We start from the raw sequence: 17,409 nt of genomic DNA on the forward strand, positions 1-17,409 counted from the left end.
ACACAATCTAGTTTTGTATGATTCGATATGAGCCTGCAATCCCGTGCTACGAAAGGGATTTTTCAACATTTCATAAGTTCTACTTTATTTGTTCTCCGAACACATCATACTTATCGTATAATATCATATAATAAGTATCGTTCGACGGAGGGTCACTTTTGGAATTTGTTCAGCCTATTCGCGAGAAGAAACAAATTGATTCCATGAAAAAAATTCTAAAGGCCACAAACTTGAGAGATCATTGTTTGTTCATATTAGGGATTAACTCTGGCCTTCGAATTAGTGACTTACTGAAATTGAACATTCATGACGTGATGGATGACCGAGGTCGAGTAAGAGACCGCATTTCTATTCGGGAAACCAAAACAGGGAAAAGCAAAGACTTTCCGGTTGGGGATACAGCACGTAAAGCCATCATGGAGTATTTGAGCACTCGTACCTATACATTGAATGATCCCCTCTTTTTGTCCAGGAAGGGACGGCAAGCGTTGAAGAGACAGCAAGCCTATAAGATCATTAATGATGCGGCTAGAGCAGTAGGGATTAAGGAGAACATTGGAACACATACCCTTCGGAAGACTTTTGGGTATCATGCGTACCAATCTGGTGTGAGTCTGGCTGTTCTGCAGAAGCTATTCAACCACTCTGCCCCAAGTGTCACCCTGTCGTACATCGGTATTACACAGGACGAATTGGATGAAGTGTATCTGAATTTGAATTTGTAATCATATATTTATGCGGTTTTATATTCCTTTTATTGACATAAATATAAATTGGAGATTGCGTAGCCCCTAGTTTGTCCTGGTCTCCGTCCACGTCTAGATCGAATTGTTAACCTGATATACAATATAGGTTAACAATTACTCTGGAGGGATGAGTCATTTCACACATAGTGACTGCCAGGAGTTGGTCGGACGTTGCCCAACGTGTCACGCAAGGATATGAAATTTCCAGGAAGGAAGCGTTGGAAATCCTGCGTGAACCAGATGAACGGGTGCTGGACCTTCTTAGCGCCGCCTTTATCATTCGGCGCAAGTACTTCGGGACCAAAATGAAACTGAATATGATTGTAAATGCGAAGTCTGGAATATGTCCGGAGGATTGCTTCTACTGCTCCCAGTCGGCCATTTCAGATGCCACCATCGAAAAATACCCCCTGCTGTCCAAAGAAACCATCCTGGCCGGGGCACAAGAGGCGCAGCGCCGCAAGGCTGGTACATATTGCATCGTGATGTCCGGGAGGCGGCCGTCGGATCGCGAAGTAGAGCAAGTGGCGGATGCCGTCCGGGAGATCCGGTCTACGAGTGATTTGAAAATCTGCTGCTGCCTTGGCTTTTTGAGTCCGGAACACGCCGACAAACTGGCCGACGCCGGGGTGCACCGTTACAACCACAACCTCAATACCAGCCGTGAAAACTATGAAAATATCTGCACCACGCATACCTATGCAGACCGGGTGGATACGGTCGACAGGGTGAAGGATGTGGGGATTTCTCCGTGCTCGGGTGTCATCTTTGGCATGGGCGAAACAGACGAAGGGCGTGTGGATATGGCCTTCTCGTTGAAGGCGCTCGGTGCGGAATCCATCCCCTGCAATTTTCTGAACCCCATTGAAGGAACCTTGCTAGCGGGTCGACGGGAACTCACCCCCAATATGTGCCTGAAAATCCTGGCCATGATACGCTTCGTGAATCCGTCCAAGGAGATTAGGATTGCCGGCGGCCGCGAGGTGAATCTGCGATCCCTGCAACCGCTCGGCCTGTACGTGGCAAACTCCATCTTCGTCGGCGACTATCTCACGACGGAAGGGCAGTTGCCGGAGGCGGATTGGAAGATGATTCAGGATCTCGGATTTGAAATTGAAGAATCGGCCCTGTAAGGACAGCAGGCGTTGCGATTCGCGTGCAATCTGAACATTGGTTAGCTTGAACTCTCCAGCACTGTTGGCTGGAGTGAATGGCAGCGGTACGTGATCGAAGGGGGAATGTTAGTGGCCCATCAAGGCATGACCTATGAAGAACTGTATGAAAAGAACCGTCGGTACCTGTGGAACCCGTTTACACAAATGAAGGAATATTTAGCGGACGAACCGGTGATTATCGAGAGCGGCTATGGTTGCCGATTGCGCGATGTGAAAGGGAACGAGTACTGGGACGGAGTCTCTTCGGTCTGGCTGAATATCCATGGCCACCAGGTGCCCGAATTGGATGCAGCGATTCGGGAACAATTGAACTCGATTGCTCACTCTACGTTGCTCGGGATGGGAAACGTCCCGGCTATCCTGTTGGCCGAGAAGTTGGTCACGATTGTGCCGCGCGGACTGGGCAAAGTGTTTTATTCGGATTCGGGTGCGGAGGCCGTCGAGATCGCGCTGAAAATGGCCTTCCAGTACTGGAAGAACCGCGGGGTGGATGGAAAGACCACGTTTGTCACGATGCGCGAGGCGTATCACGGGGATACAGTGGGTGCTGTCTCGGTAGGTTCCATCGACTTGTTCCATCAGGTGTATGCGCCATTGCTGTTCCCATCTCTGAAAATTCCGTTTCCCAACCCCTATCGGAACCCGTATGGAGAGTCGGTCGAAGATGTAGTGAACGGTTCTCTGCGTGCGGTGGAAGAAGTTTTTCAGAAGCAGGGCGACCAAATTGCCGCGATGATTGTGGAACCGGTGCAAGGAGCGGGCGGCATGGTGCCGATGCCCTCGGGGTATCTGCGCGAGTTGCGGAACCTGTGCTCAGCCTATCACATCTTATTGATTGTGGACGAAGTGGCCACTGGATTTGGGCGGACCGGCAAGATGTTTGCCTGTGAACACGATGGGATTACCCCGGACATTTTAGCAGTCGCGAAAGGAATCACCGGGGGATATTTGCCGGTTGCTGCAACCTTGACCACCGACGAGATCTACGACGCTTTTTACGCGGATTACCACGAATTCAAAACACTGTACCACGGCCATTCATACACCGGGAACCAGTTAGGGTGTGCGGTGGCGCTGGAAAATCTGAAGCTATTTGAACAGAGAAATCTGGTGGCGGAGGTCGAACAGAAGGCGGCAGAACTCCATCACTACCTGGATCCGATTCGCTCTCTATCACACGTCGGGGATGTGCGGCAAAGCGGATTTATGGTGGGGATTGAGTTGGTCGCGGATAAGGCAACAAAACAGCCCTTCCCGTTGCAACAGCGGACGGGGGTCCGGGTCGCCAGAAGGTGCCGCGAACTCGGGATGTTGCTCAGGCCGTTGACTGATGTGATGGTTTTTATGCCTCCGCTAGCCGCGAAACTGGAAGAGTTGAAAGATATGACGTCCATTCTGTACCAAGCCATCGCCGAAGTGACGGAGGATCATCAGACGCGGGTGGCTGAAAGCAGATGAAACGGTTTCAGGACAAACTGAGTCAGTTGAAAGAGGCCGGGCTGCATCGCCGTCTGCGCACGATGAGCAGTGCTTCTGCGCCACGGGTTCAAGTGGATGGACGCTGGTTGGTAATGTGCGCGGCCAACAACTACCTGGGCTTGGTCGATGACGAGCGTGTGCGGGCGGCGGCGGTGGATGCGATTGTGCGGTACGGGACGGGATCCTCGGGATCTCGACTGATTACGGGGACGACAGACCTGCATGTGCGACTGGAGGCGGCCATCGCCGCGTTCAAGCAAACCGAAGCGGCGCTTGTATTCAACAACGGGTACATGGCGAACATGGCGGCACTTTCCTCTCTGGTCGGAACGGGAGATGTGATTTTTTCCGACGAACTGAACCACGCGAGTATCATTGACGGGTGTCGCCAATCGAAAGCATCGGTGGTGGTCTACCGCCACAACGATATGAATGACTTGCGCCGAAAGTTGGAGGATACTCCGGCCTCCGGGCAGCGGCTGATTGTCACGGATGGGGTCTTCTCGATGGACGGGGATCTGGCAAACCTGCCGGCCATCGTCGATGTCGCCGACACCTACGAAGCTTGGGTGATGGTGGATGATGCCCATGCGACGGGCGTATTCGGCCAACACGGAGGCGGCACCGCGGACTACTACGGAATACAGGCTGAGCGGATTGCGATTCAGGTGGGAACGTTGTCCAAGGCCATCGGATCAGAAGGCGGGTTTATTGCGGGATCGCGTGTGCTCATCGACTACCTGGTCAACTGTGCGCGGCCATTCGTCTTTTCCACGGCGCTGTCGCCACCCGTTCTGGCTGCGGCCATGCGGGCCATCGAGATTATCCAGACTGAAGGCGCTCGGCGGGATCACCTGCACGCATTGACGAAGCGACTTCGCCGCGGTCTTTTGGATGCGGGGTTTGAGGTTCTACCGGGGACAGCGCCTATCATCCCCATCATTCTTGGTGATCCGCTGCACACGCTGGAATTCAGCCGACGCCTGGAAGAGAACGGGGTGTTTGCCACGGCCATTCGCCCGCCCACGGTACCGCCGGGGACTTCGCGGATTCGATTCACGCTGATGGCAACCCACACAGACGATGACATTGAACACATTATCCAGGCTTGTATCGCAGCAGGGCGGGGATTAGGGGTGATTTCGTGAGTGGGTTATTCATCACGGCGACAGACACAGAGGTTGGCAAAACACTGGTGGCCGGCGGGATTGCGGCGGTGCTGAGAGCGAGAGGGATCGACATCGGGATGTTTAAGCCGATACAGAGTGGCAATCTGGCCATCGATCCGGAGGGGGACGCGGCCCGGTTAAAGTCTCTCAGCCGCGTCGATGACGAGTTGGAGGCCATTTGCCCCTTTTCCTATGAGGAGCCGCTCGCGCCGCGATTGGCGATGGAACGAGCCGGGCAAAAGGTCACCTTACATGATATTGTGAGTCACTACGACACGTTGAGAAAGCGGCACAGGCATTGGATCGTGGAGGGGGCGGGAGGATTGGTCGTGCCCTACACATCGGATGCGATGGTGGTCGATTGCGCCAAAGTGATGAACCTACCGGTGATAGTTGTGACCGGGCCGGACCTAGGTACGGTCAACCACACGGCACTCACCGTCGCCTATGCACAATCTCAGGGTTTGCAGGTGAGTGGGATTATCGTCAACGGCTACGGGCGCCGGCAACCCGTCGGCGTCGCGGAACAACATAATCCAGAGATGATTCGCGAGGTCACGGGCATCGATGTGCTGGGTGTGGTTCCATGGCTGGGATCGAACCCGACGGCGTCCGCTATTACCCAAGCCGTGTCGGACAGCGTGGCTCTGGATAAAATCGAACAGTTGCTTGGATAGGCGGGTCTGTGGCCACTAAGTGGTCATTTGGGGGCAGCCATACGCCTGTCGGGAGGTGCGAGATATGAGTTTATTTAGCGTACGCATGCGTTCCTCCAGAGAGGAACAGGGCACGCCTGTACATATTTCCGGTGTGGAGCGAATCGTGGCAGAAACCGACCTAGAGCGTGTGGCCGCCACGTTCGTGCAGCGTGCCATGCAGCACAAGAACGGGACCCCGGATTTCGTAAACTTGTCCATTGAGCGCGTGTGTCCGGAGGAAATCATGTCGCTAGAAGCGCTGCCGATTCAGACCTGTGATGTGGAAGATGTCGAGGAAGGGCACCGTGCTGCTCACCACCTCCTGTGCGAAGCGGGAGTATCGTCAGAGTCGGCGAATTTTGCGATCGCGCTGCTAAAAGCAGGTCCGGCACCCGGAGGCCGCGTCATGCGCGGCGCCGTCCTACTGGACGCTGAACAACCGATTCGAATGGAGCCGGATCCCCATCGTGGGGTGCGCGTTTCCAAACTTGATTGGGAACCGAGTGTTTTGGAAAGCTGGTGCAACGGGATTGGCCATTTGGGAATCGCACGTCCAAGAGTGTGGGAAGCGATCGCGCTTGCGAGCAAAGTAACCGCACAACCAGAGGTGATCGCAGAATTGTGTTGGTCAGACGATCAAAGTTATATAACTGGGTATGTGGCCAGCCAGCAATTTGGTTATGTGCGGGTCACTCATCTTAAACCTTTGGGAAGTTTGATTGGAGGTCGTGTTTTCTTTATTCGTGCCGGTACGGACATTCAGTCGCTGATTTCCAGGCTTGAGAAACAGCCAGCCTTGGTTGATAGATTGCCCACAAGGCCTTATATTGAACTGTAAATTTCCTAATAACTCATCCTGCAATATTCAGAACGCGGTATATATGAACCGCGTTTTCTTCGTATTTCATACATCAGAGACATTCTTAAAGTAGAGAAAATTAGCTTTTACTATCCAATAAATGTATTAGCGTATGTTTTCGTTAAAATGTCGGTCCTACTCCCATAAAAACCAGTTCGGAGGTCACCCAGTTTGGCAGTTTGGAGAATCAGACGATGGAAGTGGTTTTGTTGCGGCACTGTTCGATTACTGGAGGGCAACATCAGTCGTACGAACGATTGTTGAGGATTTCGCATCAGGGGATGTGCTTAAGGTCCTACAGTTATTTGAGTATTGGGTACAACACCCAAGCCGCGAAAAACGATTTTTTGACTACGTTACAGAGAACTTACATGTAACTGAGACTCGTACCCTTGAGTTTTTATAAGTGTTCTTGTGCGTTATGGATGATACAACGGGGCGGGAAGCACAATTTCGCCAACAGAAGAGTGACCAACCGGGGGTCATTGGAGCCCCCATTTTATACCCATTTATTTACAATTTTAGCGGTGTAAATCCGCGTTTTGTTGGCGGGACCCCAGCGTGAGAGGAAATCGCCTTAATCATATGATCAAGGCGACTGCAAAAAAGTAATACAATTTGCGCAGACTGAATGGGTAAGCAACTTTTTGTCGGTAAATACCTTTACCTTCCGGTTCAATGATCAACCACGGGTAGTGTTTCATATCCCTTTATTCACGAATTAAATAGTTATCCTCCTGCTCGGTAGACGAATAGATTATTGGTACTGACGCAATCCCCATTGCCTTCGCAATACTGGCTCGATGACGCCCGTTGGTGTATTCGTTGCCCTCAACATGAATTGCTTCACTTCCTAAGCGAAAACCTAGCCATGACTGCACGCGATTAAATAATTCCAGACTGGTCTCATTAAGTGTTTTGCAACTCTGTTCAAATTCCAAGACAAATGTTTCATGTTCGGCTGGAAACAACTGTTCGAAGCCCCAAAATCCATCCATTCGATAAAGCTCATGGTCATTGAAGTGGTTTAATAACCACATACGTGCTGTCCATGTAAGTGCAGTCCTGCGACAGCTCAAGCACCCGCTATTTTCTGAGGGGATTTGTTTTGTGTTGTGTGGACATTCGCCACGTCGCGAACTATCGCATCGTTCATCCCCTACACCCCGAAAAACCGGATCAGGTAGATCGGATGACGGTACCGTTTTCCGGTATGTTCGATACACTTCCGTCACCACCCCCGGAGGAGAGAAAGAAATTTGCTCAAAATGCGCGTTTTCGTCAATGATTTGAACCTCTGTGAAATTAGGTTCCCCAAAGTGATATGTGAGGTCGATAAAACGGATTTCTTCAAAGCTTCTGCCCTTACGGTTTACTTTAGGTGGGAGGTTCGTCCAATGTTTCACAAATTCCTCGGTAATCCACTCAGCCCCATTGATGACTGATTGACCCCCAATGTATTCGAACACAACTGTCATTTTCTCCATGACGGGTGGACGATACACAGTCACCCAACACGTTGACATTTCGTATCCGTTTGAAAATGTGGACGGGAACGACAGCATGTCATCATGTGCGCTCGATAAACGTGCGTTTACGAAATCATTCAATATTTCCCGCCGAATGCTATCCTCACTTACTTGGTGACCCATGGAAACATTACTTTCTTGAAGCGAATGACAAATGTCTGTTAGAACATTGATCGTGGGTTCAGCTTTGGATGGTCCAAGATAAGGGATTTGCCCGAAGTTACGAAACTTTTCCAGAACATCTTCTGTCATAGCAAACCGTTGATTATCACTCAACAAAGCGTCTGAGGTGCATTCTAGAACACTCGCGAGAATAGTGGCTTCTTCTTCGGTTAGACGTCGCCGGTATTCTTCAATTCCATACAATCTAGCCTGGTCAATACCGGTCTTTTGTGACAACTCAGCAATGGTTAACCCTTTGACTTTTCTAAACTCTGAAACCATTATGTCTCTCAATTCGGTTCCTCCCAAATACCCAGTTATCCCGAATTTTAATTAGACCCTTGATGTCTGGGTCCTTGTTCTCTGCGAGAAGTCGTATTTCTATAGCAATCCTATAGCCTTTGTTAATTCGGATGAGTGGATTTTTGAATAGAATCTTGCTCATTCTGCAACATTTTATACACTGGGTCAGAATTCTTCGTGACACTCAACCCTTTTAATAATGACTGTAATGCGATATTCTTTTGGCCTAGTTTTTCTTGTGCAATCGCCAAATTAAGCCACCCGTACGAGTATGTTGGCTGTACTTGCGTGGCCTTTTGATAATAAGGTAAAGCAGCTTTGGGTTGATTCTTGACCCTTAGATATATATTCCCAATGTTGTTATATGGAACTCCATTTTGGGGGTCAATAGCGATTGCTTTTTCGTAATACTTTATTGCCTCGCTGTATTCGGCGTTCATGTAACAGCTTTGAGCTGCCTTGATTTGTGCCGCTGCGTTAGATGGTTCTTTCGCAGCCTTTTCCAAGGAGGTTTTATAGGCGGTCGGGCTTTGATACTCCTTTTCAGGGCCAATAGAAAATTTACTTGTCGAGTTATCCGCAGTTACCTTTGCACTGGCTGCTGTGGTATTTCCATGTGTGGAGTTATCCGCTGTTACCTGGGAACTGGCTGAGGTGGTATTGTTGGAATTGTAAGCTGCTCCACATCCTGATAATACCGAAACAATGAGAATTGCGGCGCTTGTAACTGTGGACACTCGACTAAGCATTCTCCATCTCCCTTTAGACATTTTTATAAATAAGTTTGATATCAAGAGTGGTAGTAAACTGTAAATGATGTGCCGCCGCTATTCCATGAACTAGCTGCAGAATATGGCCACGGATTACCATTTGGGTCAGTTTCGGACATATCAATTAGTGTGTTGGACCAGTTGCCACCAGCTCCTTGGGTGCCATTGTTATCGGCATAACAACCGGAAAATTGAACGTTTCCAAAGTCCGGCAAGGTATAGTAATCACCTGATCCATCTTGAGGAGCCTCTTGAATAAAATCCGCAGATGTCAAATCAGACGTCGACCACCCGGGAGTTACAGAATTTGCCCAACTAGTACCTTGAGTTTCATCCACAACGTCATAGTAATACTTATTACTACCTTCGTAGTATACTTCCGCATAAATGGTATCTCCAGTGTATACCGTTCCTAGGTCTTTTGACGGAATTGTATCTGTTTGACCATCTGCACCCACATATTCATAGAATGCATATTGTTCTGGTACACCCGTAGTCATATGCTGAACGATTCCAGCTTGGAATAGATTTGAGCCACCCGTTCCGCCAATACCAACCCAAGAGCAGGTCGCTTCACCAGAACTTCCTGATACACTCGGAACCTTAAAAGTTGATTCCGTCAAATTATAAGAATTGGAATCCGTGTCGTAATATCCTGTCCAACCAGTGAAGGCTCCGTATACGTTACTTTCATTCGCTTTGGGACTATGACGTCGTGAAAAAAACGACGTGTCCGTTCCAATTGAATTTGGATGTGAAGTTCGAATTGAGTTTACCGCTGTAAGCCATTCTTGATATGCATCGCTACTGGTGGATGATGGCGGAATAGGATATCCGTGTTGAATAAGCTGGGAATTAGTTGCAGTTAGGGGGTTGAATCCAGTATCCGTTGATTGGATTGAAGTTGAAGAATTTGTCGACGTTCCTAAGCTTGCTGCAAAAGTTGTACTTACACTTACTCCCATCATTACTAAAGTTGTTGCTAGTGACGCAATAAGTTTAGTCTTCACGTAATGCACCCTTATCCTTTTTTAATATGTAGTGGAAAATCTCCCAATCTATTTTAAGAGTGGAACATTGGTCACGTCACGGGACAAAAATACTGTTTCATGCATGAGATACACTAGATCAGCCTCGGAGTTTCTTTGTAGATTCACACTGTCTTATGCCTGGTTTTTTCTTAAATATATTAAAATTGGAAGTTTTTCGACACATCATCCGCTGTAAAATTTGGGTGTAATAGAGATTGCTTTTCAATAAGGAGGAGAAACCGTAAATGTTGAAGAATGTGGTTAAAGCATCTGTATCTACACTCGTTCTTGCATCGATCGGACTGACCCAGTTACCAAGCGCTTTTGCTTCTACTACAAACACGACTACCACTCAAGTAGACGGACAAACAGCCCAAGTCTCTGTGACAACTGATAATTCAAGTGAAAGAGTTGTACAAGTCACCATCGATGGTCAAACGTCTACCGCCACCCTCAACAAATCAACAGCTCAATTGACTGTTACCGGTGATTCGTCGGGAACAAAGAACTATAACATGAGTTCTTTATCAAAAAGTGCATCAAGCGGAGTGGGAACCATATCTCCGATGTCAATGACTGCAACCGTTTCAGATAGTTGGTGGGGTGATTATGCATCCGATCAGGTGTCCGGAAGCTCTCAATATTGGCATGTCGCCTTAGGGGGCGGTGGGTCTTGGACTGGGTATCAAACTAGTAAAAATGCTAGTGGACTCTCTACTTACATGTCGGCAGTAACGAATACTTCAAATGCGGAGCTTGCAACCTATGCAGCAGGGGCAGGTTTCGCGGCTAGCGGAGCTATCGCTATTGTCACCTCCGAAACTGTTGTTGCATCTGTAATAGCCGCAGTTGTTGCCTTAGGCTTCGGTACGGTTTGTGCAGACCAAGCTGCTCAAGCGTGGAACGATCATCAAGTGGATAAGGTTGACTATGCTAATATTCCTGGGGTTTAATGCATAAAACAGGTAAAGAGCAGATACACGGGTATCTGCTCACTTTACCTCATCGAGAGGATGTTAACAATGGGCGGAACACTGTTGATAGCGTTGTGGAGTTTAATGATTCTTGTTTTTTTAGTTTTAATATTCAAAATACGAAATAAGGCTATGTACTTTGTTGGTGTGGCGGGTGTTGTTATGAGTATTGGAGGACTAGTGGAGATGATTTATATTTTGAAACACGGATGAGTTCATTGGGACTTTAATGTACTCCTCTCACCTACTTTCTGCTCATTTCAGCAACATATGTGAGCGGTACATAACATATCGAATACAAAAGATAACCAGAGATTCGCATCCCTGGTGTCATGATGTCCTCTAAGCATTGATGATTCATTGTAAGCACTCTGTATTATCATCTGGTTTACCTGGTACCTGTAAAATTACGGGCATCGGTTTTCTGACGATACCCAACTGATACACACCCAGTCGAGCAGCTGCCTCTTTTGTTTCCTCAAGTGACATTCCAGTAAACTTTTGAACGTCTTCAATTGAGCACGGATTACCCAATGCTTGAAGCGATAAGAAAACGGCCAGAGATTGTGAGCCACAGACTTGAAGAATCCTCATCGCATCTTCAGAGTCAATCATGATTATTGGTTCTTTCATTTGTTCTTCCTCCCTTGTCTCCTGCGCCCTCTTGAGGGGGCCTCGCGAGTCGGCGTAATCACGGCAAGCAGAGGCTCGCTGTAAAGTGTTTGGAGCGGTACCGGACCAAAGGGAGGATAAGGAGCGGAGAACGCTTTACGGGGAGAGGCGCCGTGATAGCCTACCGCGAAGGAGGACCCGGCTCCCTAGCAGGAGACATGAAAAACCCCAGGCGAGTCGTCGTCTGGGGTTTCCGTGTATGCTTTCTCATTTGAATTTGACCCAGTTTTTTTTGCTGGCCTTAATTTTCATGGAAGGAATTCACCGTTCGATGTCGAATTTACCAATCTCATGACGAACTAAATATGTTGAAAGCCCGCTGTGGGGACAGCGAGCTTTCGGTAGACACCAGGACTAGCGCTCCGAGGTGTCATGTGTATGGTATAAGTATACGACAAAGTAGGCTTATTTCCTGCACTAAAACTAACTTTTTTAGCTATAAAAGCGCGCTGGGTATCCCCGGTTGCGCTTTTTTTAATAGCAATAAAGGTCCATTGAAAGGGGGATAGCGCGAAGAGCGAAAAAAGACAAAAAAAAAAAGCATCGGTTAGAACCGACGCAACGTGGTATTCCTTAAACAAAAACAATCACAAAAAAAGGATATCATGTCGGTGTATTAGATGCAACCTTTTTTCAGCATTCGCAGTACATAATGAGTAAAGTTCTCGACTTTTATCAGGAACCCAATACTCCTGATTTTGAAGATAGGCTTGAGCAGCATCAAAATCCTTACGATAACCCGAAGTTTTACCATGCAATGCGGGTACGACTCGAAAGTGAATATGACCTCCCTACCAGCTCCATTGCCGTCATGATTGGCCTACATTCGATATGTGACCTGAATACCGGTGAATTTAACCGATCTGATTCAGTAGTTAGAGAGCTCATCGGCCTTGAAAACAAATCAACTTATTCTATTGGATTCACTCGCCTACTTGAAGTTGGTCTAGTTAAACAAATAGATGATGTGAAATACGTCATTACTCATTACGAACAGGACCGTTGTAATGGTGAAAAGGACAAGCAAAATTACTTCCGTATCACGAGTAACTTTGTCCGCATACTTCCCCGTGTGGTCAAACATGGGCACAAACGTCTAATGTTCTGGGCTTTGGAATGCCTGGATCGTTCTCGGATATACAATTCCGAGAACGTCATCGGCATGCAAAAGCTCATTAAAGACCGTAAACTCGGCACCTGCCCCAAGCGAGTGTATCAAGCTTTGGAACTGATGGAAGGCTTCATGGCCTACTCTGTGATACCAAATTCTGCGGGAGACGATGTACTCTTACAGTTCTGGCCGGTGAAACAAGAGGAACGTACTGAAGAACAAGTGCGTTTACGGCGAATTCATGGCGAAGTGGCCACAGAAATTCGAGATAGTTTCAACTTTGCTCACGGGGTCGGACAACTAAATTGGCGAGAGCTCTCTCGTATGGCCAGAAAGATTATCGAGTATGGTCTAAATCACAAACTATACAACGCCGATAAACAATTAGATGCAGCTGTCGTGAAAAGAATGGCAGGACGATTCGGCGCCTACTGCGCCCGTAATAAAATCAAAAAACGGCTGGCTTATCTAGGATACATACTAAAAAATGGGCATTTAGAAGACTCATTATCAAGAATGCCAGCATAAAATTGTGATCTACTTAAATATCCTGTCAAAATCGGGTTTTAAACGCGGTTTATTTGGCATGTATAGATAACCCTATGAGCGGCCTTCAGATACGATTCTGAGGCCGCTCAGTGCGTTTTAAAATAGAATTCTTTGGCCAGTATAATACTAGCTTTAAGTTTCCTAGTTTCGGCCTGTGGATAACTGTGTACATTGGTTCAAATGATGAACACAAAAATCCCACGTGGGAAAAAAAGGGTGCATATTCTGCACGACTAGGGTTCATATTGTGGATAAGTTGTTTCCTTAAAAAAGCTCGGTTTGAGAGGATTTACAGATGCTCAAATTATCGCGCTTAAGAGATCTTTATTTTAACCAATATATATATAAGGTGTGCCTACGGCACCATTGAACATTTTTTAACAGTAAAATATTTGATTATCCATACTACTTCTGCGCTTCGCGCAAGCAATTAGACTTATCAACCAAATTTCCTTATTGTTCCATACATCGTTAGTCTCGTGACGAGAGCTATTTATTGTGCCTATGATGAGCTTATAGAATAAAAAAATACAACATAGGGTGACTGTTTGATGCATACCAACAATAAATTGATCTTAGGTGACTATTGCCTATTGGATATTCATCGCGGAATGCTGATTAAAAATGGAATTGCTTCTTCCTTCTCTAAAAGCGAGACATTAATTCTTCAATGCCTTGCTAAGAGAATAGGACAACCTACTTCAAAAATGGAGCTAATTGATTATGTGTGGGGCAAGACCAATCACCCTACAGAGCGCCTTCTTTATCAAATCATTCACCGTATTCGCACCAAACTCGAAGCAAATGTACATGAGCCTAAATACCTTATTGCTGTTAGGGGATTTGGATATATGCTGAGTTGTCCGTATGTCCAGGAGATATCGTAATTAGAAAACAAGTCTTTCTCCTATAACGAACTTTAGGTATATCCTCTCTACCTATTGTCCATCCTGCATATAGGAGGGACAAAACCATGCGAAGCAGAACAGTACAACTTAAGGTAAACCTGTACAATATGATTATTAAAAAATATGACTCGATGACAGAATTCGCTACTGAACTACGTGTGACAACAGCTTGTATGAGCCAAATTGTGAACGGAAAGTCCGGTAGTACTCGTGCCCTACGCAAAAGAATCGCAGAGAAATTAGGGACTACACCATCTCGTATTTGGAGCGGTCTCGAATAGACCTTAAAGCATCGAAAAAACTTAAAGCATTGAATACACTTAGAGAATTGACATATTAGACAAGGTATAGCTCATACACTCTCTCGTAGGTTGAAACTAGCTGATATATAGTTTCAAACGAGTTTGAAACGGGAGGAATAACAATGAGTGAACTTGTTGTGGTGGATGCTGGCCGGTACGGAACAAAAACAGTGACAGAAGGTATACGAGATTGGTTTCCCTCTGTGATCGGTGAATATCGAGAGTTAAAACTCGGACGAGCCTGGACGCATCAAGATATGATTGTAGAATTTGACGGTGACAAGTACTACGTGGGTGAAATTGCAAAAACGGAATCAAACGGAGCGGCCACGCTCATGCTTGATAGTAAAGTCACTATAGATACAAAACTCCTGATTTTAACGGCACTTCATCGTACATTACCAAACAACACGGCCGCATTTGTGGTCACCTCTGTTCCTATTTCAAGCCAAAATGAACTTGAAAAACTGCATATGAAGCAGCTATTACTTGGCTCTCACTCAATCACCGTTAATGACGTAAGCAAGTCCTTTCATGTGACTCGTGTTGAAGTGGGCATAGAGTGCGCGGTCGCAGCTTGGATGCTTCGCAAGAAGCGGAAAGGTACCTATCTGGTTGTCGACATCGGAAGTCGTACGGTGAACTTTACAACCATCGTGAATGGCCAATGGATTGATCGCCTAAGTGGTACTCTCCCCTTTGGTACGGAGACTGAAAATATTTCTATGACGCTGTTTGTGCGTATGGTTATGGCGGAACTCTCACGTCGAATAAAGCCTCTGCCGGCATTGGTTTTAATGGGGGGCAAAGCAAAAGATCTGCTCGAGTATTTCCAAACATACACCCATGATGTCGAAGTACATCATGACCCATTACATGCCAATGCAGACGCCATGTATCAATTTTGGAGAGGGGAGCTACAGAATGAAGCCACAAAAACGCTCGTCGAAGTGTGAGACAGTCAATTTGGGCGTATCTTTCAATCTCCTTGACCCACATCAAGCCGCATTATATCAATTTGCGAAAAAGAAGTTTGTTAACTTCAGTGCAGCTGCAAAGAGGTGGTTGGAGGACGATATGAAAGGGTTTGTCTCCGGCCAGTGCCCCATGCCCGTACCAAGTTCGGATTTTCAGGTGCAGGAACAAACGATTCCTGACTCAGTGGACGTTGATTTCGAACCAAGATCGGCATTCTTTTGATTGAAGGTAGATTCAATCTATATTCAACCCCATCCCCCCTTCTAACAAACACTTGGAATTGTGGAACTCTGTTCCGAACAAATAAGGAGAAATCGGAGGGTTCATGATGTACGGAAGGGCAGATAAAAAAGGAAAGGTCAGTCCACACGTACCACGTTGGATACATGATGCCGTGCATGAAATTGCCTTTCACTTGGACAAGGGTAGAAAAACCGTGCGTGATGGAGAAGCCGCACGAAAAATCGTCATGACTGCATTCCATGACGCCACCACAATTAACCGACTTGCACCATATTTTTGGAAGACGTATCAGCGCGAATATCTCATCTGGCCAGGACATGATGACCATGAGGACATTAAGAAACTCATTCAATTCCCCAAAGAACCTTTAAAGAGACTGCATATACGGTTTTCAAAAGAGGAGGTAAAGGCTCTGAGTGACATTGAGAACGCACTTGATGCCCCACTTGCACATACTGTCTGTGCGTTGCTTATTCTAGCCTTACAGCAGGAGCGAGTGATTCAACATATCGCCCCTACCTAACCTAAATTGACCCATGGACGCAAATGGTCACCGTTCATGGGTTTTCTCACATGGCTTATCACCACAATCTCATGGTTATGCCTGGTGAGAAAAGCTTCCTTACTTTTCTCACCGTTTATTCCCACGTCGCCACCATGGTTTTTTCACTTGTTCCTTGGCACGCTCTTCACGCCACTCTGCAATAAACTGAGTTACCTTTTCATCACGCTCCTGGGCTGCACTCACTTCTGCGAGAGCCTTGCCCAATTCCTCTTGAACTGACCTCATTGCGTTTGTCATATGTTCAATGCTCTGGTGCGAACTTTCGGACCCAGTTTGTAGTTCACTGATTTTCGATTGCAGAGATTGGATTATCTCAGTGGCATCACCGAGTTTGCCTTCCAAAGATTGAATCGTCTCTGTTGCGCTATCAAGTTTCCCCTCTAGGTGACGCATGTACTGCCCCATCTTCTCAAATGTCTTGAGCATATCCTCACGCGTTACCCATGGTGTACTATCGTCAACACTTGCTAAGACTGGAGAAGTTTCGCCGTCTACGATAATCGGGAATTCTGCTGATAACGTTTCTTCGACGCCCTCTGCTGTTAACCCCTCGGTTCGAAACAAATATTGGATTCTCGCCAAAATAGTAGCGGAAGTCTCTGCTTCATAGCGTTTTCCCCTAGCCCGAGTATCTTTTACAAAAAATTTATCAAATTGTTCCAGATACCGATGAGCCGTACTATATGGCATGTTTACTCGGATGGATAATTCCTTGACGGTAAGCCATTTTTCCATGACTTATTCACCACCTATCACCAATGGGTTTTTATCACCACTTACTCATCACCACGGAATATTTGTTATTCACTGTTAAATCATTAATACCCACCATGTTCTCACTGGGTTTTAATGATTCACCATTATCTCACCACCACATTACATTCGTTGATTTTCACTCACCAGTCTCTTATCACCATGGATCATTCTACAGAGACTACATGCAATCCTGTATCAATTAAGGATTGTAGTCTACCGTTAACCGCTTCAACAACAGGTGTATGAACGTATGTATCAAGAGGCAGCAGCGAAAGGCATGTCAACGATGGAACTGATTGCGAATATTGTTGCGATCATTATGAGTAAGTGAGGTGGGGAATTGATATGAAATAATATCATAAAATATAATCTTATACATTATTGTATTTTATGATTTCAATTATTAGGGCGGCGACGTTTAAGGGCCGCA

Annotated in this window: 18 protein-coding genes; 13 read left to right on the forward strand and 5 right to left on the reverse strand. The window is 46.8% G+C overall.

Annotation, left to right across the window (positions count from 1 at the left end; genetic code table 11):
* The first annotated feature begins 158 nt into the window (after positions 1 to 158).
* From NZD89_RS27805 to NZD89_RS27830, 6 genes are all read left to right on the forward strand, one after another.
* Positions 159 to 725: a site-specific integrase gene (locus NZD89_RS27805; protein WP_268008650.1), complete on the forward strand. Its 567-nt coding sequence runs from the start codon at positions 159 to 161 to the stop codon at positions 723 to 725.
* Positions 726 to 889: 164 nt separating this feature from the next.
* Positions 890 to 1,879: a biotin synthase BioB gene (gene bioB / locus NZD89_RS27810; RefSeq protein ID WP_268008821.1), complete on the forward strand. Its 990-nt coding sequence runs from the start codon at positions 890 to 892 to the stop codon at positions 1,877 to 1,879.
* A 126-nt stretch (positions 1,880 to 2,005) separates the two neighbouring features.
* Positions 2,006 to 3,379: an adenosylmethionine--8-amino-7-oxononanoate transaminase gene (gene bioA, locus NZD89_RS27815; protein WP_268008822.1), complete on the forward strand. Its 1,374-nt coding sequence runs from the start codon at positions 2,006 to 2,008 to the stop codon at positions 3,377 to 3,379.
* Positions 3,376 to 4,548 (forward strand): 8-amino-7-oxononanoate synthase, encoded by a 1,173-nt coding sequence (gene bioF, locus NZD89_RS27820; protein ID WP_268008728.1) that lies wholly within the window; start codon positions 3,376 to 3,378, stop codon positions 4,546 to 4,548. The genes bioA and bioF overlap by 4 nt, the downstream gene beginning before the upstream one ends.
* Entirely contained in the window at positions 4,545 to 5,246 is a 702-nt protein-coding gene (gene bioD, locus NZD89_RS27825) for a dethiobiotin synthase (protein WP_268008729.1), read from the forward strand. Before bioF ends, bioD begins: the two co-directional genes overlap by 4 nt.
* A gap of 64 nt (positions 5,247 to 5,310) precedes the next feature.
* Entirely contained in the window at positions 5,311 to 6,105 is a 795-nt protein-coding gene (locus tag NZD89_RS27830; protein ID WP_268008730.1) for a 6-carboxyhexanoate--CoA ligase, read from the forward strand.
* A gap of 731 nt (positions 6,106 to 6,836) precedes the next feature.
* Here the strand turns inward: NZD89_RS27830 and NZD89_RS27835 are convergent.
* From NZD89_RS27835 to NZD89_RS27845, 3 genes are all read right to left on the reverse strand, one after another.
* Entirely contained in the window at positions 6,837 to 8,111 is a 1,275-nt protein-coding gene (locus tag NZD89_RS27835) for a helix-turn-helix domain-containing protein (protein WP_268008731.1), read from the reverse strand.
* A 110-nt stretch (positions 8,112 to 8,221) separates the two neighbouring features.
* Positions 8,222 to 8,869, reverse strand: coding sequence for a tetratricopeptide repeat protein (locus NZD89_RS27840; RefSeq protein WP_268008732.1), 648 nt, complete (start codon positions 8,867 to 8,869; stop codon positions 8,222 to 8,224).
* Between the two features lie 41 nt (positions 8,870 to 8,910).
* Positions 8,911 to 9,900 (reverse strand): G1 family glutamic endopeptidase, encoded by a 990-nt coding sequence (locus NZD89_RS27845; protein WP_268008733.1) that lies wholly within the window; start codon positions 9,898 to 9,900, stop codon positions 8,911 to 8,913.
* 266 nt (positions 9,901 to 10,166) lie between these two features.
* Here NZD89_RS27845 and NZD89_RS27850 point away from each other — a divergent pair, with 266 nt between their 5' ends.
* Entirely contained in the window at positions 10,167 to 10,874 is a 708-nt protein-coding gene (locus NZD89_RS27850) for a geobacillin-26 family protein (protein WP_268008734.1), read from the forward strand.
* A 69-nt stretch (positions 10,875 to 10,943) separates the two neighbouring features.
* Complete coding sequence (locus NZD89_RS27855; RefSeq protein ID WP_268008735.1) at positions 10,944 to 11,108, forward strand: hypothetical protein; 165 nt, start codon at positions 10,944 to 10,946, stop codon at positions 11,106 to 11,108.
* A gap of 144 nt (positions 11,109 to 11,252) precedes the next feature.
* Here the strand turns inward: NZD89_RS27855 and NZD89_RS27860 are convergent, their stop codons facing one another.
* The gene (locus tag NZD89_RS27860) at positions 11,253 to 11,528 is read right to left on the reverse strand and encodes a hypothetical protein (protein ID WP_268008736.1); all 276 of its coding nucleotides are present in this window, start codon (positions 11,526 to 11,528) and stop codon (positions 11,253 to 11,255) included.
* A gap of 691 nt (positions 11,529 to 12,219) precedes the next feature.
* On the opposite strand from NZD89_RS27860, the gene NZD89_RS27865 reads away from it, so the two are divergent.
* The 5 genes from NZD89_RS27865 to NZD89_RS27885 all read left to right on the forward strand — a co-directional run bounded on the left by NZD89_RS27865 (position 12,220) and on the right by NZD89_RS27885 (position 16,181).
* Positions 12,220 to 13,206 (forward strand): hypothetical protein, encoded by a 987-nt coding sequence (locus NZD89_RS27865; protein WP_268008737.1) that lies wholly within the window; start codon positions 12,220 to 12,222, stop codon positions 13,204 to 13,206.
* Between the two features lie 572 nt (positions 13,207 to 13,778).
* On the forward strand, positions 13,779 to 14,114 hold the full coding sequence (locus tag NZD89_RS27870) for a winged helix-turn-helix domain-containing protein (protein WP_268008738.1): 336 nt from the start codon (positions 13,779 to 13,781) through the stop codon (positions 14,112 to 14,114).
* Between the two features lie 445 nt (positions 14,115 to 14,559).
* A complete protein-coding gene (locus NZD89_RS27875) occupies positions 14,560 to 15,393 on the forward strand; it encodes a ParM/StbA family protein (RefSeq protein ID WP_268008739.1) in 834 nt (277 codons plus the stop codon).
* On the forward strand, positions 15,362 to 15,637 hold the full coding sequence (locus NZD89_RS27880) for a hypothetical protein (RefSeq protein ID WP_268008740.1): 276 nt from the start codon (positions 15,362 to 15,364) through the stop codon (positions 15,635 to 15,637). The genes NZD89_RS27875 and NZD89_RS27880 overlap by 32 nt, the downstream gene beginning before the upstream one ends.
* A 106-nt stretch (positions 15,638 to 15,743) precedes the next feature.
* A complete protein-coding gene (locus tag NZD89_RS27885) occupies positions 15,744 to 16,181 on the forward strand; it encodes a hypothetical protein (protein ID WP_268008741.1) in 438 nt (145 codons plus the stop codon).
* Between the two features lie 108 nt (positions 16,182 to 16,289).
* On the opposite strand, the gene NZD89_RS27890 is transcribed toward NZD89_RS27885, so the two are convergent.
* Entirely contained in the window at positions 16,290 to 16,958 is a 669-nt protein-coding gene (locus NZD89_RS27890; protein ID WP_268008742.1) for a MerR family transcriptional regulator, read from the reverse strand.
* Positions 16,959 to 17,409 lie beyond the last annotated feature (451 nt).

The organism is Alicyclobacillus fastidiosus (assembly GCF_026651875.1).
GTDB lineage: Bacteria > Bacillota > Bacilli > Alicyclobacillales > Alicyclobacillaceae > Alicyclobacillus > Alicyclobacillus fastidiosus.

Excerpts from the sequence above, each read along its gene's own strand:
- NZD89_RS27870 (WP_268008738.1), top strand. The coding sequence starts at position 13,779 with ATGCATACCAACAATAAATTGATCTTAGGTGACTATTGCCTATTGGAT.
- bioF (WP_268008728.1), top strand. The coding sequence starts at position 3,376 with ATGAAACGGTTTCAGGACAAACTGAGTCAGTTGAAAGAGGCCGGGCTG.
- NZD89_RS27850 (WP_268008734.1), top strand. The coding sequence starts at position 10,167 with ATGTTGAAGAATGTGGTTAAAGCATCTGTATCTACACTCGTTCTTGCA.
- NZD89_RS27885 (WP_268008741.1), top strand. The coding sequence starts at position 15,744 with ATGTACGGAAGGGCAGATAAAAAAGGAAAGGTCAGTCCACACGTACCA.
- NZD89_RS27860 (WP_268008736.1), bottom strand. The coding sequence starts at position 11,528 with ATGAAAGAACCAATAATCATGATTGACTCTGAAGATGCGATGAGGATT.
- NZD89_RS27855 (WP_268008735.1), top strand. The coding sequence starts at position 10,944 with ATGGGCGGAACACTGTTGATAGCGTTGTGGAGTTTAATGATTCTTGTT.
- NZD89_RS27865 (WP_268008737.1), top strand. The coding sequence starts at position 12,220 with ATGAGTAAAGTTCTCGACTTTTATCAGGAACCCAATACTCCTGATTTT.
- NZD89_RS27840 (WP_268008732.1), bottom strand. The coding sequence starts at position 8,869 with ATGCTTAGTCGAGTGTCCACAGTTACAAGCGCCGCAATTCTCATTGTT.
- NZD89_RS27880 (WP_268008740.1), top strand. The coding sequence starts at position 15,362 with ATGAAGCCACAAAAACGCTCGTCGAAGTGTGAGACAGTCAATTTGGGC.
- bioA (WP_268008822.1), top strand. The coding sequence starts at position 2,006 with ATGACCTATGAAGAACTGTATGAAAAGAACCGTCGGTACCTGTGGAAC.
- NZD89_RS27890 (WP_268008742.1), bottom strand. The coding sequence starts at position 16,958 with ATGGAAAAATGGCTTACCGTCAAGGAATTATCCATCCGAGTAAACATG.
- NZD89_RS27830 (WP_268008730.1), top strand. The coding sequence starts at position 5,311 with ATGAGTTTATTTAGCGTACGCATGCGTTCCTCCAGAGAGGAACAGGGC.
- NZD89_RS27875 (WP_268008739.1), top strand. The coding sequence starts at position 14,560 with ATGAGTGAACTTGTTGTGGTGGATGCTGGCCGGTACGGAACAAAAACA.